Raw genomic sequence first — 15,793 nt, forward strand, 5'->3', positions numbered from 1 at the left:
CCCATGACGACTTCCTACCTGCTGGCCGTCGATGCCGGCACCGGCAGCGGCCGCGCCGTCATCTTCGATGAGAACGGCAACCAGATCGCCAGCGCCCAGCACGAATGGTGGCACAAGGCCGATCCGCGGTTTCCCGGCTCCATGGATTTCGATGTGGAGGGTAACTGGTCGCTGCTCGCACGCGCCATCCGGCAGGCGATATCCGAGGCCGGCATCAGCGCCGCCGACATTCGCGCCGTCAGCGCCACCAGCATGCGCGAGGCCATCGTCGCCTATGATCGTGCCGGCCGGGAAATCTGGGCCTGCGCCAATGTCGACAGCCGCGCAGTCAGCGAGGTGCGTGACCTGAAACGGGATTTTCCCGAACTTGAACGTGATCTCTATGCGCAAAGCGGCCAGACCTTCGCGCTCGGCGCCCTGCCGCGCCTTCTCTGGTTGAAGCGCAATCTGCCTGAAGTCTATGCCCGCATCGACAGGATCAGCATGCTTTCCGACTGGGTTCTGGCGCGCCTTTCCGGTGTTATCGCCAGCGAGCCTTCCAATGCTGGCACGACCGGCCTCTACAGCCTCTTGAAACGCGACTGGCTGCCGGAGGCGATGGGCAGGGCCGGCATGCGCGACGATATCTTTCCTGAGAGCGTCGAGCCAGGCACCGTCATCGGCCGCGTCACAGAAAAGGCCGCGGATGAGACGGGTCTTGCCGCTGGCACTCCTGTCGTGATGGGCGGTGGCGACTGCCAGAGCGGCGCTGCGGCTATCGGCGTCGTCAACGAAGGCGACTGCGCCGTGCTCGGCGGTACCTTCTGGCAGCAGGTGGTGAATGTCGGTCCATCCGTTTCCGACCCCTCGATGGATCTGCGCATCAACCCGCATGTCGTCACCGGTCTCAACCAGGCCGAGGCGATCAGTTTCTTCGTCGGTATCGTCATGCGCTGGTTCCGCGACAGTTTTGGCGCAGAAGAAGTGGCAGCGGCCGGGCCGGGTGGCGATGCCTATCGCCTCCTCGAGGAAAAGGCGGCCGGCGTGCCCGTTGGCGCCCACGGCATCATACCGGTGTTTTCCGACGTCATGCACTACGGCAACTGGTATCACGCCGCACCGTCGTTGCTGAACCTTTCCATCGACCCGGAAAAATCCGGCAAGGCCGCGATCTTCCGCGCGCTGCAGGAAAATGCAGCCATCGTCGCGGCTCGTAACCTTTCGGCCATCTTCAAGCTTTCCGGCAAGACACCGGACAAGATCGTATTTGCCGCCGGCGCATCGAAGTCGGCCCACTGGTCGCAGATCCTGTCGAGCGCCACCGGCCTTCCGGTCGTTACGCCCGTCGTCAAGGAAGCAACCGCGCTCGGTTGCGCCGCCGCGGCCGCGATCGGCATCGGCCTTCGCCGTGACTTCGTCGAGGCAGCGGAAGGCTGGGTGCGTTGGGACAAGCGTTTCGAGCCGGATTTCGAACACAAGGCGATTTACGACGAAGCCGGGGAACGCTGGGCGCGGGCCTATGCGCTGCAACGCCAGCTCGTCGATGAGGGCGTCACCACGGCGATGTGGAAAGCGCCGGGCCTCTAACCTTTTCATCCGAGATTTAACACAGCAGGGATCAAGACATGCTCATCCAAATGGTCAGCATCAGCGTCAAGCAGGGCCATGCCGCCGAATTTCTGGAGGCATTCCGCATCAACTATGAAGGTACACGACAGGAGCCGGGCAACCTGCGCTTCGATGTGCTACGCAATCCGGAAGACGACCACAGCTTCACGATCTACGAAGTCTTCAAGTCTTCGGCAGCGCTCGACGAACATCGCAAGACCCCGCACTATCAGGAATGTGTGCGCCGTATCGATCCGATACTTGCCGGCCCGCGTACCAAGACGTTCTACAATGCCGAGATGGCGGATTTTCTGGGGAACTGATTTTTCCCGCTTCAGCGGGTCTGCGACGCCTCTCCAAAAGCTCTTTGCTGAGAAACAAAGAACGATTGTGCATCTCCTGCGCTTTAGTAGTGGACGCAGGAGGTGCTTATGGAACGGAACGCTTCGGAGAATTCAGGATCAGATCAAATCCTGGGCGGGAACCCCATTGACTGGGACCCGCGCAGCCCGGAGGTCTTGGCTGATCAGATCGGCGCATATGACCGGATGCGCAAAGCCTGTCCTGTCGCTCATAGCGACTATCTCGGGTGGTCTCTCTTCCGTCATGGAGATGTTCTGCAGGTTCTGGGTGATCACGAAACCTTCAGCAATATCGTCTCCCGTCACCCCTCGGTGCCCAACGGAATGGACCCGCCGGACCACACGCTCTATCGCAACATGATCGAGCCCTACTTCGCCCCGGAGCGTGTCGCGGCGTTCGAACCGGTCTTTCGGCGAATTGCGAGCGAGCTCGTGAGCGATCTTCGCAGGAACCCATCCTGTGACGTCATCGGGGATTTTGCCGAGCCATATGCCGTACGTATCCAATGCGGTTTTCTCGGCTGGCCCCGGACGCTGCATATCCCCTTGCTGCAATGGGTTTACAGAAACCGCGAGGCAACACTCGCCCGCAATACGCAAGCGATGGCAGCCGTTGCTCTCGAGTTTGACGGCCATATCCGGTCGCAGCTTGAGCTGCGTGAACGGGCAGGCGTCGACGCCAGCGACGATCTCACCACATGTCTGCTTCGCCAGAGGGTCGAGGGGCATCGGCTGGACCATTCGAGGATCGTCAGCATCCTGCGCAACTGGACAGTGGGTGAACTCGGGACCATCGCCGCCTGTGTCGGTATTATCCTGCACTTCCTCGCCGAACACCGTGATGTCCAGGACCGACTTCGACGAGACCGGAGCCTGCGCCCGCAGGCAATCGAAGAAATCTTGCGGCTGGACGGGCCGTTGATCTCCAATCGGCGCGTCGTCACGCGCAAGGTGGCGATGGGCGGGCGGATGTTCGAGGCGGGGGATCGAATAACGGTGATATGGGCCTCGGCAAACCGCGACGATGCGGCTTTCGCCGATGCAAAGCGGTTTAACCTGGAGCGTGACCAATCCCAGAGTCTATTGTATGGCGCGGGCATCCATGTCTGCCCGGGAGCGCAACTGGCAAGGATGCAATTGCGTGTCGTGCTGGACGAACTGCTCGATGGTCTCGAGCCCTTTGCGCTGTTTTCCGGATCCAAGCCTGTCCGTGCGGTTTATCCCGCAAGCGGGTTCTCTTCGCTCTTTCTTGCTCCGGGTTAAATCCGACTGCCGGCTGCGGTCACGCTCATTGGCGGCCATATGCCATGCCAATATAAAGTTTGGGTCGGCGCTCGTTTGCTGCGCCGGTCCTTGTCGACGGAAGCTTGGTCCAACGACAGCAAGGAATCTGGTGATCTCTCAGGAAAATACGGTACGCGTTTCGGCTTTGGCGGAAAGCAAGGCCTCCAGAACGATCTTTTCGGAGAAAACGTGGCGCCTAAGCGCTTCCTGGAAGCCAACGATCATTCGGGTAACCGCTTCATGGGAGAGTGCGCATCGATCATCGGCAACCGCCTTCAACGTCAAGGACAGCTCTTCTGCGGCCAGCCGATCACATCGGTGCTCCGCTTTCAGGCGCTCGATCATCGTAGCGGCAAAACAGGAGCCTGCATGACGGTCGAAATCGGGAAAAAGCAAACGCTCTTCACGGTCGTGCAGCGCAGCCAGAAGAGGGAGAATTGCGTCAGTAATTTCCTGCAGTTCTCCAATCATACCCGGTTCGCCCGCCACTTCTTCCAACTGCAGGCATTGGTCGAGCAGGTCCTGATGGAGTACCTCTAGCTCGCGGATATCTGAGGCGGAAAGTGTGGTAGTGTCCATTTTTTCCTCTTGTCCCAGGAAACGCGAAACGCGCTATGGCAAGGGGGATACCGCGCCACGCCGATATCATCGCGCGATTTGTATGCCTTCTCGTTGTGCCCGCTCAAAGATATCTGCGTGGTTCTTCCACGTCCGCTTCAGAACTTCACGCGCGCACTTATCTCTATGCTTCGCCTTACGCCCGGAAGTTCCCCAAAGGTGGAACGGTATTGCTTGTCAAGGATATTGTTGAGATTGACAGAGAATGTAAGGCGGTCATTTTCCCCGTAACTGCCGCCGAAGGCGAAGTTTAAGGTACCCCAGCCGGGCAATCGTTCCGTCACAAGATCTGTGCCGTTGAGATAGGTCTGCTTGCTGCCGGTTGAACCGCGCAGGGAAAGATCGGCCCAGATCGGTGTGTCCCCTAGTTCTCCTTCATATTTGATACCGATCCGCCCCGACAGGGCAGGCGTATCGCTGTTGAAGGTAGAATAGGTCGCGTGCTGTAATTCGCGGCGAATCCAACTTCCGCCAATGTAGGGCGAAAACCCTGCAGCCAACTCATACTCTGCAAGGAATTCCATCCCGAATGTCGTTGCGCTGTCGGCGTTGAAATACAGCGAGGAGGGTGAACCTGGCGTTCCCGTTGTCTGGCAATAGGCGGTCACAGCCACGCAGCGTGTGGTCGTGATGTAGTCTCTTGCCCTCGTGTAGAAGGCTGCGACATCCAGTGCGAGGCCAGCGTCCTCGTATCGGCCGCCGATCTCGAAATTGCGCGCCAGTTCCGAGGCCAGCTCCGGATTGCCATAGGTGGTGCCCTGGCCGCCGGCGGTAGTAGAGCTGAAAAGCTGGAGCAGGGTAGGGGAAATGTAGCCTTCCGAATAGCTCGCACGCAGCACGAGGCTGTCTGTCGGCTCCCAAGTGAGACCAAGCGAGGAGAGAAGGCGCGTATCGTCCGCTCCCTGGAAGCCTGCGCGCGAAGCGACGGTCGTCTCGTCTAGTGCGGTACGCGTGTGGTTCAATCGAAGACCGGAGATCAGTTTCAGGCCGTCCGTCAGGCTCCATTCGTCCTGCGCATACAGGGAGTAGGTATCGATGTGCGCCTTGTCGCGCGATGAGGAATTCGTCGTGACGGGGAAGGGTGCGAAACCGGTCCTTGTCGTCCTGGAAGTCTTGCCGGTCAACAGGCTGTCCGAAAGGTATTGTGCTCCGACGATTGTCTGATGACCGTCCCACAGGTCAAGGTCTACCTGGGCATTCATGCCATAGTCGGTGATACGGTCGTCCGAGGTGGACGTCACGTCGATCGTCCGACCCGGGCCTGCGGCCGTGCGCACCTGGTTTTCAAAAAGCCGGTCGATGGTCTGGTAGTAGAGATCGACGTGAATTTTCTGCACGATATCGCTGATGTTTTCGCCGTCGTAGTAGACGCCAATCTTGCGGCGGTCCCGCTGCGGTAGGTTGATCTTGAACCGGTCTACGCCGGCAAGCGAACCCGGCGGCCCCGGCCATCCCTCGCTTTCGAGGAAATGCTGCTCGTATTTCAACGCGAGATAATGGTTGTCGCTCTCGCCGAAGCGATAGCCGAGATGCGCATAGAGGTTCTTGTTGTTGAACGAGGTATCGTCCAGCCTGCCTGTCGCGGAATACTGCCCCTTGGATACGCGCCTGTCGCCATGCCGGTCCGTTGTCGCGGAAAGGCGATAGTCGAAACCGTCCTTGCTGCCCGAAACTGCGGCCCAGCTTTGCCAGCCGGCGGAGCCCGAGTGATAGCTGCCACCGGCTTCAAGCTGGATAGGCTTGTCGGCGCCTTTCCGGGTGATGATGTTCACGACACCGCCGATGGCCTTCGCCCCGTAGAGGACGGACGATGGCCCCTTGACGACCTCGATCCGCTCGACCGTTGCGGGATCGACCAGGAGCGGTGTGCCATAGGTGCTGTGATCGGTGATTTCCTGACCATCCACGAGGATAGTCACGCGGCGCGAGCTTTCCCCGCGGATACGCAGGCGTTTCATACCGGCAACCGATTCATCGGCCACATCGACGCCGGGGACATCCCGTAGCAGTTCCGCGATGCTGTCGGCGGAGCGTTTCTCGATATCTTCCCTGGTGATCACGGCGACAGAGCGCGGGTTGTCCCGCACGGCAAGTTCCGTGCGCGTGCCGACGACGGTGACCGTGTCAAGCCAGGTTCCGCCCTTCTCCTGCGCCAGCGCCGGGTGAAGCGCCATCGGCGATGCGGAAAGAAGCATCACCGCCAGCGGATGCCGCCAATCCCTGATCATTGAAATCCCTCTCATGAAACTGTCTCCATCCTGGGCGCTTTGCCGGCGCCTCTTCATGCGGTCAGTTGCCGCCTTCGGTCATGTCCTGGGTCGACGTGGCGCAGTAACTTGTCTGCCTTTCCGCCTCTTCCAGTGCTGCGCGGCATTCACCGGCGGTTTGCAACTTGCGCACCGTTGCCAAGCCATCCTTCAGGTCGACGAGATAGGTGTGGCGTGGCGCGCCTGCCGGCGGGTCGTGATCGAAGTCGTCGAATTCTGCAGTGCTCTGGAAGCAGCCGGCTTGCTTCAGCTCTACCTTGCCGCTCTCGAGGATCGGGCGTATGCGCCCGAGGCGCTGCTCGCATTCCTCAAGCGTGTCCGTGTTGACGAAGCTCGAGGAGAAATCTCCACCCGGTAGCAACATAAGAATGATCATGACTATGCCGGTATTCATGCCGGAAGGCCCTGTTGTGCCAGAGGAAAGGGGGGATGGTGTTGACGCTGTTCATCCGCTGCGCATCCACCACGGCGAAGGCGCGACCGATAGTTGCCGGATCACGCAGTGCGCGGAATGCGAGCTGCGCTACGTCCGCCCGATGGATGAAGCCGTGCATTTCCGGGTCCTGTATGAGGATGCCACGCCGGGTCGCAGGCTCGGAAACGAGGCCGCCGGGCCTCAGGATCGTCCAGTCGAGACCGCTGGATTTCAGCCGCTCTTCTGCCCGGGTCTTGGCGTCCACCGCAGCGCCGAATGCCGCAATCGCACGTGCCGAGCGGAAGGGCGCCATCTCCCCGCAGCCGATGGACGTTACAAGCAGGAAACGCCTTGTTCGTCCCGTTGCCATGGCCGCCTCGATGACGTTGATGTTGCCTTCGTCATCGGCCCGGCGTCCGTCATCGGCTTGACCGCCGAGCGTCGACACAAGATCGAAGTCCCCGATGATCCGCGCCAGGACGCTCGTGACGTCGTCTCGCGAGAGGGCGTCGCCGCGCAGGATGACCGCTCCGGTGTCTTCCAGCGCCGTGGCATCCGATTGTGGGCGGACCGGGGCGATGACATGCCTTCCCGCAGCGCATTCCAGCCGCACGAGTTCCAGTCCGACACCCCGGCTTGCACCGAAAATCAGGAGGGGGCGAATGTCAGGCATCACCGGCGGTTTCCACGAACAGCGTTTCCAGCCGGTTGAAGCGTTCGATCTGGTCGGCCTTCAGATTTCGCGCCTCGTCGCGCCCGACATAGATCCTGAAGATAGTCTCGCCCTCGGCGTTGAAGAACTGCACCGACATCGTTTCCACGCCCATGAAGGGGCGACGGACAAGAAAGATGGACTTGCAGTTTTCCGGGCGCAGATGGCCGGAAAGGCCGATCTTGCCGCCCTGAAGGTTGTACATGCCGTGGCCGATCCTGCCGGTCGGCATCGGCCCGCAGAACTCAACGACGGCATCCTTGGTATGGACGATGAAAGTGATGTCGCCCCACGTGGCGATATCGGTCAGTACATCGACGAAGCGGCTGCCATCGATGCGCGCCACGCGATTGCCGGGTACGCATTCGATCACCGTCTGGACGGGGACCGCAAACTGTGTTGCGAGAGCCTCAAGAATGCCGTCGGGTTTCTCGGCAATGGCCTGCCTGATCTGTTCGATTTTTTTCGCGTGGCTCATGTCCTGCATGACGGAGGCTCCTTCTGGAAATGATTTCACTCAGGCGGCATTCACCGCGGAATGCAGCCGGTTTTCGAGAATGTCGTGGAAGGCGGAGATCAGGTTCGCGTACCAGAACCGGCCTGCGACGGTGAGATCGACAAGGTTGTCGTTGAGGGACAGGAGGCCAGCTCCTTCCCATTGACGGAGAAGCTCTGTGAGAGAGGCGACAGTTTCGCCGCCGGCAAGTGCACCAAGGCGAGCCAGGTCGAAACGGCCGATCTCGAAGCTCGCCGTGACGAGGTTGCGCAAGGGCTGCAAGGCGTCGGACGTCGTGACCATTCCGAGGGGTTTGCGATCGGCGCGCAGGTCTTCCCGATACTGCGCCAGATCGCTGGTGAGCCCGTAGCTGACCTCTCCGATGGAGCCGCCCGCACCGGAGCCAAAGGCGATGCAATCCGCCCCCTCCTTGATGAGGAGATTGTAGAGGTTTCGTTCCCGCGTGGTGCGGCCCCAATGGTTGTTGCTGATCTGCCGCCAGTTCCTGCGCCGGAAGAAATCCGCGCCGGCATCATAGAAGCCGCCTATTTCCGCAAGGGCGGGAGTGGAGGGGAATTTGCCCGCTGCAATGGCCGCCGAAAGCGGGGTGCCGGGAATGAGGTTCAGCCCGTAGAGGTCAATCCCGTCCGGCCCGATACCGGCCGCCGTATGGAGATCCTGCTGCCAGATTTCCGGTGTCTGGCCTGGAAGCCCATAGATAAGATCGATCACTAGGGCGGCGCGGTCGCGGTCCCGCAGGTCTTCGAGAAAGCGAATGGCCTCCTCGCGGCTGGCACGACGGCCCTGCCTGCGGCGAACCGTTGTGTCGAAGCTCTGGACGCCGATTGAAAACCGGTTCGCGCCGGCTTCCAGGCATGCATCGATCTTTTCCGCATCAAAGTGGATGATGCGACCCTCGACGGTGATTTCGCAATCGGCGGCAAGCGGAAGCTCGGCTCTGACCGTCGTGATGATGCGAGAAAGCTCGGTGGCACTCAGTGCAGTCGGTGTTCCGCCGCCGAGATAGACCGCTTGGATGGGATTGCTGCGCAGCGCAGGAGACCGAGCGTCGTGCTGGATCTCCTCCACGACAAGGTCGGTGTAATCCGCCCCTGCGTCGGGAACGTAAGCATTGCGATAGAAGCCGCAGAACAGGCAGTGGTTGGCACAGAAGGGGACGTGGATGTAGGCGAGCCGTTTGCGCGGAGGGCAGGGAGATGACAGGAGCTCTTGCCATGCGGATTGGAAACTGTCGGATGGAAGTCGCTGCTTGCCTCTGAACGGCATCACCGCACTGCGGCGGGAAAATGCATCCCGCAGCGGAATCAAGCCATTGCCGTTGGCAAAATGCTGCGATAGCTCCCCGCCTGTCATCAACCCTCTGGCCCCCGCCCTGCTTTCCTGACGTTTCGATGGCGGACCATACAGAGAATAAAACTTGAGTGCTTTGCTCTAGATCAAATTACTGGAGAAAATTCCTCATGTTTTGGCGATGTCACGTTGTTCAAAGGCCTGATACATGACCGCACCCAATCACACGTTCAAACCGCTCAAAGAAAAACTTGCATAAACAGGGACATACATGCATGAGCCGGCTATGGAGTGCCCCCATCCTAGTCGTCGCCGGTAAAACGCAATCAGGCGTTTTGCAGCGGAAACCTTCAACTATTTGTCCCCGCTGCGCTCAGCTTGAGGCTCCACGCCCTGCTCCTGGCCGCGCATTTTTCCATGCAGCGAAACGCTGCCCGCTTTTGTTTGTGCGAGAGTGCAGTCAGGCTTGAGCGATGTTGATCTGGTCTTGTGGCGCCGGGTGATAAGCCAAGCATACGACTAGAAATACATATAAAAATTGGGCATTTGGCTCCAGCAACGGGATAAAACTCGGTGCAACACATAAGGCAACTGGGAGGACAAGCAATCCATGCAGCTGAAAGGCAAACTCTCCGGCAGCGTCAGTTGCGCCGCCGCCGCGATCATGATGGTTTCGACATTCGGTTTTGCACACAGCTTTGCTGATGCTGCATTCGCCGGCGAGGCCGATAAAAAGCTGGTACTAATCGCGAAGCAGGATCCGGGTTCGTTCGATTATGTCAGCAGCATCCTGACCTCGATGCTGCTCTGGGTGCCGACGAATATCGTCGAGCCGCTGGTTTATTTCGACGAAGCAGGCCAGGCGCAGCCCGGCGTCGCGGAATCCTGGAGCATCAGCGACGACCGGCTGACCTATGAATTCAAGATCCGCAAGGTCAACTTCTCTGACGGCACGCCGGTCAGGGTCGAGGATGTGATCTATTCGCTGAATGCGATGAAGACGTCACCGATCTCGGTCTATGCGGGGACCTATGCCGCCGTCAGCGGTATCGAGAAGGTGGATGAGTCGACCGTCCGCGTGACGCTGTCGCGACCAAGCCAGTCGTTCTGGCGCGGCATGGGCGGTGTGACCGGGTTGATCCAGCCCGAACACGGGGCCGAAACCCGGGCGACCAATCCGATCGGCACCGGCCCCTACGTGATGAAGTCCTACACGTCCAACTCCAGCATTGAGCTGGTTGCGAACCCCGACTACTGGGCCGGCAAGCCCGCAATCGAGGCGGTGACCGTACGTATCGTTTCCGATGCCACCACCATTTTGAACGCGTTGGATGCGGGCGAGGCGTCTGGCATGCCGGCGGCAACCTCCGAACTGCTTGAACAGGTTGGGATGCGTGGGCTGCAGGAAAAATTCACGCTTGCTCCCTATTCCCAGATGGGCGAGCCGACCTATCTGGTCCTGAACCAGAAGCTTGATCCCGAACTGCGCAAGGCCATGGCAAAAACCGTTGACCGCGCAGCCTATAAGGCGGCTTTCGGTGACAGCGCGGGTGTGGAAACCACCTGCACCTTCGCCATGCCCAACCGTCTGTGGTATGAACCCGAAAGCGCCGAGAGCTGCCCCTATGGGCTCGATTTCGACGCGGCAATGGCGGGTGCACAGCATTTCAGCGACCAGAAGCTGGAATTTGCGGTGCTGAACTCGATGTCCTGGTTTGCCGATCTGGCGATTCCCAGCCTGCAGGCTGCCGGTTTCGACATTACCCGCAACACCATGGACCTGGCGCGTTATAGCCAGACGATTTTCCAGGGGCGGCCGCCACAATTCGACATCACCGTGATGCAAGGACCGGATGATCCGGCACAATGGTCCTGTGATGCCGCCGACAAGGCCGGTTGGTCGACCTATTGCAGCCAGCCCTATTCCGAGGCCCTGGTGGCAGCGGATTCCGCCTTGGATGATGCGGAGTATCTGGCCAAGATGAAGGAAGCTACCGCGATCCTGCGCGATGACGCAGTCATTGTGCCGCTTCTTGACCAGCAGGGCTTCGCGCTGCTTGACCCGACGCTGAAGGGCTTTACCCCCCCGCGTGTCCATGTCGCGGTAGAGCTTTCCAAGCTGAGCTGGTAAAGCCGCCGCCGCTTCCCGACCTTTGGGGGCCACCGAGAGGATCGGTGGTCCCCGCTTTGGTGGATGGCCCTAGCGCCGACAATCTGTGGAGTCCCGCGCCCTTATGGCATTCTATGCGCTACGCAAATTTATCTTCTTCGTCCTGGCGGTCCTTCTGGCTTCGATCCTGATCTTCCTGCTGATCCGTGCGGCAGGGGGCAATGTCGCCTCGGTTATCCTGGGCAAGAATGCCACCCTTGAGGCGACGGAGGCCTTGATGGCCGAGTTCGGTTTCGACCGGCCGCTGCGGACTCAGTATTTCGATTGGATCGGCGGTCTGTTCCAAGGCGATTTTGGCAAGTCCTTCCTGACCAAGGAACCGGTGCTGGACATGGTGCTTGACCGGCTGGCGGTTTCGGTTCCGCTGGCCTTGGGCGGACTGCTTCTGGCCTTGCTGATTGCTATTCCGATGGGCACCTATGCGGCGCGGGATGTCGGTACACCGTTTGGCACGCTGTTGACGCTGATTAGTCAGATCGGCATTGCGGTGCCGGTGTTCTGGGCCGGGATGCTGTTGTCGGTTCTGTTCGGGGTCAAGCTGGGCTGGCTGCCGACGGGTGGGTGGGTCGCATGGTCAGATGACTGGATTGGCGCCTTGCGCTCGATGGTGCTGCCGGTTCTGGCACTTGGGCTGATCCTGTCCGCGGGCCTGATCCGCTTTGTGCGCTCGGCCGTACTGGACGTGATGAATCATGACTATGTACGTACTGCCCGCGCTTTCGGAATGACCCGAAGCGAGGCGCTGTTGCAGGTGGGACTGCGCAATGCGGCGCTGCCCATCGTCACTGTCGTTGGCCTGCAGGTCGCCGAGCTGATCGGCGGGGCGGTGGTGATTGAAATGGTCTTCTCGCTGCCCGGCATCGGCCGGCTGATCGTCACCAATGTAGCCGCCCGCGAGGTGATCGTGGTCCAGTCGACGGTGATGATGGTCATCGTTTTCGTGATCTTCGTAAATTTCATCGTCGACATGCTTTATGGCCTGCTCGACCCCCGGGTCCGCCATGCAGTGTAAAGAGGGTCAGATGACCAAAACCGCCCCCGATTCCACTGTTGCGCCCGTCGCAGTGCCCCAGCGCCCCGCAATATTCCGGCGACGCCGGTTGCCGCTGAACATCTCGCTGGTGGTTGGCATCATCCTGACGACCGGGTTTCTGGCTCTGGCGCTCCTTGCCTTCATCTGGTTGCCGCACAATCCCAACATCCCCAATATGACGATGCGGCTGACGCCGCCGTTCTCGACAGGGCATTGGCTTGGAACCGATGCGCTTGGCCGCGATGTGGTCTCGCAGTTGCTGGCTGGTGCCCGCACCTCGATCGTGGTCGGGGCCGGCGGGGCCACGCTTTCGCTGGTTGTCGGTACCCTACTTGGTATCGCCGCGGCGGCCTATGGACGGGTCACCGACGAGATCGTCTCGCGCAGCATGGACATCATGATCGCCATCCCCGGCATGGTGACGGTTCTGGTGCTGGCCGCCACGATGGGTTCGGGGGTTGTAACCACAATCGTCGGTCTGTCGGCCTATTTCATCCCTTCCTTTGCCCGCATCATCCGCGCCGCAGCAATCTCCGTTTTGCAGGAGGATTTCATCACTGCATCAAGACTCTATGGTCGCGGACGCTTCTTCATCTTGGCGCGGCATGTGATCCCCAACATATCCGGCGTGATGATCGTGCAGTTCACCCTATACTTTGCTGCCGGCATTCTGGCCGAGGCCGGACTGTCCTATCTGGGCGTGGGGGTGACCCGTCCGTCCGTTTCCTGGGGGATGATGCTCAATGAGGCGCAGCAAAGCGTTGGCATCTCGTCGCCGCTCGCGCTCTGGCCCGGACTTGTGATCATGCTGGTGGTTTTCGGGCTGAATCTGACCGGAGACGGGCTGCGCGACATCCTTGATCCGAAGCTGAAGCGGAGGAATGCATGATGAGCATTGCACAAAGGACAGAGCCCACCGCAGCCGATCCGGGTGCTATCCCGGTCCGATCGGGCAATGCGATCCAGGTCGAGAACCTGGTCGTCTCCAACGGGTCGATCAGTGCGGTGCGCGACCTCAGTTTCACCATTGCCGCCGGTCAGCGCATGGGACTGGTTGGTGAAAGCGGTTCCGGGAAATCGATGACCGCGATGGCGCTGATGGGCTTGCTGCCGGTCGGCTGGAACGTCAGCGGACGCGTTCTGCATGACGGCGTCGATCTTCTGACCCAAAGCGACCGGGCGCTGTCGAAACGGCGAGGCCGCACCCTTTCGATGGTGTTCCAGGATCCGCTGAGTTCGCTCAATCCGGTGCGTCGGGTCGGCGATCAGATCAGCTGGGTAATCCGCCGCCATACCGGCGCCTCGCGCCGGGAGGTAGAGCGCCAGGCCATCGATTTGATCACGAAGATAAATCTGCCGCGTCCCGACCAGATCGCCCGCGCCTATCCGCACGAGATTTCGGGCGGGCAGCGGCAGCGCATCATGATCGCCATGGCGCTGGCCTGCTATCCGCAATTGATCATCGCCGATGAACCGACCACGGCCTTGGATGTGACGGTGCAAAAGCAGGTCCTGGGCCTGTTGAGCACGGCAGTGCAGGAGCGCGGCTCGGCACTGCTGATGATCACCCACGACCTGCCGATCATCGCGGCCATGTGCGATACTGTAGCGGTGATGTATGCTGGACGCATCGTCGAATGCGGACCGGTGGCTGAGGTGTTCCGCAATCCACGCCATCACTATACCCGCGGTCTGATCGACAGCCAGCCGACGCTGGACAATATTGCGCTGGACGGCTCGTCTCGGCTCAGCTCGATTCCGGGTGTCGTGCCGCCGCTTGGAAGCATGCCGCCGGGCTGTGCCTTCCATCCGCGCTGCGCCGCCGCCACCGAAAAATGCCGCTCTCTGATGCCCGAACTCGGCGGCGGCACGATCCGTGCCGCCTGCTGGAACCCCATTTCCCCCGCGCAGGACCTGACGACGCAATGACCGAGCTTGTTCCCGCCACCGCCGCGGCGTGCGGCATTCTTGAACTGCGCAATGTGAGCCAGACCTATCGGCTTGCGCGGCAGAGCCTTTTTGGACCACGCCCCAAATTACGGGTTCTCGACGGGATCGAATTTTCTGTCCAGCCCGGACAGGCGGTCGGGCTGGTCGGTGAATCGGGATCGGGCAAGACCACCCTGACACGGATGCTCACCGGGGTTGAAGCCCCGGGCGAGGGCGGTGTGTTCTATGACGGGCAGGATGTCCGTCGCGCGGGGCACGCCCATCACCGCCGGTTCCGCCGCTCGGTGCAGATGGTGATGCAAAACCCGCGCTCTTCTTTCGATCCGCGCATGCGGGTGGGCCATTCGCTACTTGAGCCGCTCAGGAGCCTTGGTATCGAGGGTAACCATCTGGCCCGGGTGCATGAAGTGCTGGATCAGGTCGGCCTGCAGAAGGCAGCGCTTGAACGTTACCCACATGAATTCTCGGGCGGGCAGTTGCAGCGCATTGCCATCGCCCGCGCCCTGATGTCCAGTCCGCGGGTCCTGATCGCCGACGAGCCGGTCTCGGCGCTGGACGTGTCGATCCAGGCCCAGGTTCTGAACCTGCTGAAGGATCTGGTGCGCGATCTCGGCCTGTCGCTGGTCTTCATTGCGCATGACCTTTCGGTGGTGGCCTATACCACGAGCAAGGTCTATGTCATGTCGGCTGGGCGTATCGTGGAGGCGGGCAAGCCGATGGATCTGTTCAGAAATCCGCAGGCGGAAGCCACGCGCAACCTGGTGGGGGCGGTGCTGACCGTCGAAGCCGGCCTGGCGGGGGTGGCGCTGACATGAGTGGTCCTGTTGTCGCCATCACCGGATCGACCACCGGTATCGGCTATGCCATTGCCGAAAGCTTTTTGCGCGCCGGTGCGCGGGTCGTGATCAATGCGCACCTAGCCGATGACGGCGGTGCTGCCGCAGGGCTTTCCGAACTGGGCGAATGCGTCTTCATTCAAGCCGACCTTGCGACGGTGGCTGGCGCGCGCGGCTTCATCGAGGCGGCCCATGACCGCTTTGGTCGGCTTGATACCCTGATCAACAATGCCGGCGGCTATTTCGATGTCCCCTTCACCGAGGTGGAGGAAGAGGCGTTCGAGCGCACCATGGCGCTGAATGTGCGCGGCTATCTCTTTGCATCGCAGGCCTTTGCCAGGATGGTGCCGGCCGGTCAGCCGGGGGCCAGCATCGTTTGCATCGGTTCGACCAATTCGAAGGCGGCCGAGCTGAACAGCGTGATCTATGACAGTTCGAAAGGCGCAGTGCTTATGATGATTCGCTCGCTGGCGGTGACGCTGGCCGGGCAGGGTATCCGTGTCAACGGCATCGGTCCGGGCATCATCCACACCCCACTGACTGCCAAAGGTCTGACCCAGCCGGGCGTTGTGAACACCTTGCAGCGCCAGATCCCGCTGGGCCGCATCGGTCAGCCCGAAGATATCGGCGCGGCGGCGGTGTTCCTAGCCTCGGAAGGGGCGCGCTATATCACGGGGCAGATGCTGTACATCGATGGCGGCATCCTTGCCCAGCAGATGAGCTGGGATCCGCAGGCCTGAGCCGGATTCGAA

The 15,793-nt window shown here is 60.8% G+C and carries 15 protein-coding genes; 9 read left to right on the top strand and 6 right to left on the bottom strand.

Translation table 11 applies throughout. The features are described from left to right. Nucleotides 1-3: 3 nt before the first annotated feature. The 3 genes from lsrK to WA950_RS17515 all read left to right on the top strand — a co-directional run bounded on the left by lsrK (nucleotide 4) and on the right by WA950_RS17515 (nucleotide 3,212). A complete protein-coding gene (gene lsrK / locus WA950_RS17505) occupies nucleotides 4-1,566 on the top strand; it encodes an autoinducer-2 kinase (RefSeq protein ID WP_424553001.1) in 1,563 nt (520 codons plus the stop codon). A 38-nt stretch (nucleotides 1,567-1,604) separates the two neighbouring features. Beyond that, a complete protein-coding gene (locus WA950_RS17510; RefSeq protein ID WP_424553002.1) occupies nucleotides 1,605-1,910 on the top strand; it encodes an antibiotic biosynthesis monooxygenase in 306 nt (101 codons plus the stop codon). 108 nt (nucleotides 1,911-2,018) lie between these two features. Further along, nucleotides 2,019-3,212 (top strand): cytochrome P450, encoded by a 1,194-nt coding sequence (locus WA950_RS17515; protein ID WP_424553003.1) that lies wholly within the window; start codon nucleotides 2,019-2,021, stop codon nucleotides 3,210-3,212. A 138-nt stretch (nucleotides 3,213-3,350) separates the two neighbouring features. Here WA950_RS17515 and WA950_RS17520 read toward each other — a convergent pair whose 3' ends face one another. The 6 genes from WA950_RS17520 to hutW all read right to left on the bottom strand — a co-directional run bounded on the left by WA950_RS17520 (nucleotide 3,351) and on the right by hutW (nucleotide 9,115). Then, nucleotides 3,351-3,812, bottom strand: coding sequence for a hemerythrin domain-containing protein (locus WA950_RS17520; protein ID WP_424553004.1), 462 nt, complete (start codon nucleotides 3,810-3,812; stop codon nucleotides 3,351-3,353). Between the two features lie 137 nt (nucleotides 3,813-3,949). Beyond that, the gene (locus WA950_RS17525; RefSeq protein WP_424553005.1) at nucleotides 3,950-6,094 is read right to left on the bottom strand and encodes a TonB-dependent receptor; all 2,145 of its coding nucleotides are present in this window, start codon (nucleotides 6,092-6,094) and stop codon (nucleotides 3,950-3,952) included. Nucleotides 6,095-6,140: 46 nt separating this feature from the next. Next, a complete protein-coding gene (locus tag WA950_RS17530) occupies nucleotides 6,141-6,482 on the bottom strand; it encodes a hypothetical protein (protein ID WP_424553006.1) in 342 nt (113 codons plus the stop codon). Further along, complete coding sequence (locus tag WA950_RS17535; protein WP_424553007.1) at nucleotides 6,427-7,206, bottom strand: SDR family oxidoreductase; 780 nt, start codon at nucleotides 7,204-7,206, stop codon at nucleotides 6,427-6,429. Before WA950_RS17535 ends, WA950_RS17530 begins: the two co-directional genes overlap by 56 nt. After that, nucleotides 7,199-7,732 (bottom strand): heme utilization cystosolic carrier protein HutX, encoded by a 534-nt coding sequence (gene hutX / locus WA950_RS17540; protein WP_424553008.1) that lies wholly within the window; start codon nucleotides 7,730-7,732, stop codon nucleotides 7,199-7,201. Before hutX ends, WA950_RS17535 begins: the two co-directional genes overlap by 8 nt. A gap of 30 nt (nucleotides 7,733-7,762) precedes the next feature. Then, nucleotides 7,763-9,115 (bottom strand): heme anaerobic degradation radical SAM methyltransferase ChuW/HutW, encoded by a 1,353-nt coding sequence (gene hutW, locus WA950_RS17545; RefSeq protein ID WP_424553009.1) that lies wholly within the window; start codon nucleotides 9,113-9,115, stop codon nucleotides 7,763-7,765. Between the two features lie 547 nt (nucleotides 9,116-9,662). On the opposite strand from hutW, the gene WA950_RS17550 reads away from it, so the two are divergent. From WA950_RS17550 to WA950_RS17575, 6 genes are all read left to right on the top strand, one after another. After that, the gene (locus tag WA950_RS17550) at nucleotides 9,663-11,183 is read left to right on the top strand and encodes an ABC transporter substrate-binding protein (RefSeq protein ID WP_424553010.1); all 1,521 of its coding nucleotides are present in this window, start codon (nucleotides 9,663-9,665) and stop codon (nucleotides 11,181-11,183) included. Between the two features lie 103 nt (nucleotides 11,184-11,286). Then, nucleotides 11,287-12,234 (top strand): ABC transporter permease, encoded by a 948-nt coding sequence (locus tag WA950_RS17555; protein WP_424553011.1) that lies wholly within the window; start codon nucleotides 11,287-11,289, stop codon nucleotides 12,232-12,234. Between the two features lie 10 nt (nucleotides 12,235-12,244). After that, complete coding sequence (locus WA950_RS17560) at nucleotides 12,245-13,144, top strand: ABC transporter permease (RefSeq protein ID WP_424553012.1); 900 nt, start codon at nucleotides 12,245-12,247, stop codon at nucleotides 13,142-13,144. After that, nucleotides 13,144-14,184 carry an ABC transporter ATP-binding protein gene (locus tag WA950_RS17565; RefSeq protein ID WP_424553013.1) on the top strand — a complete coding sequence of 347 codons (1,041 nt, stop codon included), beginning with the start codon at nucleotides 13,144-13,146 and terminating at the stop codon, nucleotides 14,182-14,184. The genes WA950_RS17560 and WA950_RS17565 overlap by 1 nt, the downstream gene beginning before the upstream one ends. After that, on the top strand, nucleotides 14,181-15,020 hold the full coding sequence (locus WA950_RS17570) for an ABC transporter ATP-binding protein (protein ID WP_424553014.1): 840 nt from the start codon (nucleotides 14,181-14,183) through the stop codon (nucleotides 15,018-15,020). The genes WA950_RS17565 and WA950_RS17570 overlap by 4 nt, the downstream gene beginning before the upstream one ends. After that, complete coding sequence (locus WA950_RS17575; RefSeq protein WP_424553015.1) at nucleotides 15,017-15,781, top strand: SDR family NAD(P)-dependent oxidoreductase; 765 nt, start codon at nucleotides 15,017-15,019, stop codon at nucleotides 15,779-15,781. The genes WA950_RS17570 and WA950_RS17575 overlap by 4 nt, the downstream gene beginning before the upstream one ends. The last annotated feature ends 12 nt before the right edge of the window (nucleotides 15,782-15,793 follow it).

It is taken from the genome of Shinella sp. (genome assembly GCF_049651085.1).
In the GTDB taxonomy this organism is placed as follows: Bacteria; Pseudomonadota; Alphaproteobacteria; order Rhizobiales; family Rhizobiaceae; genus Shinella.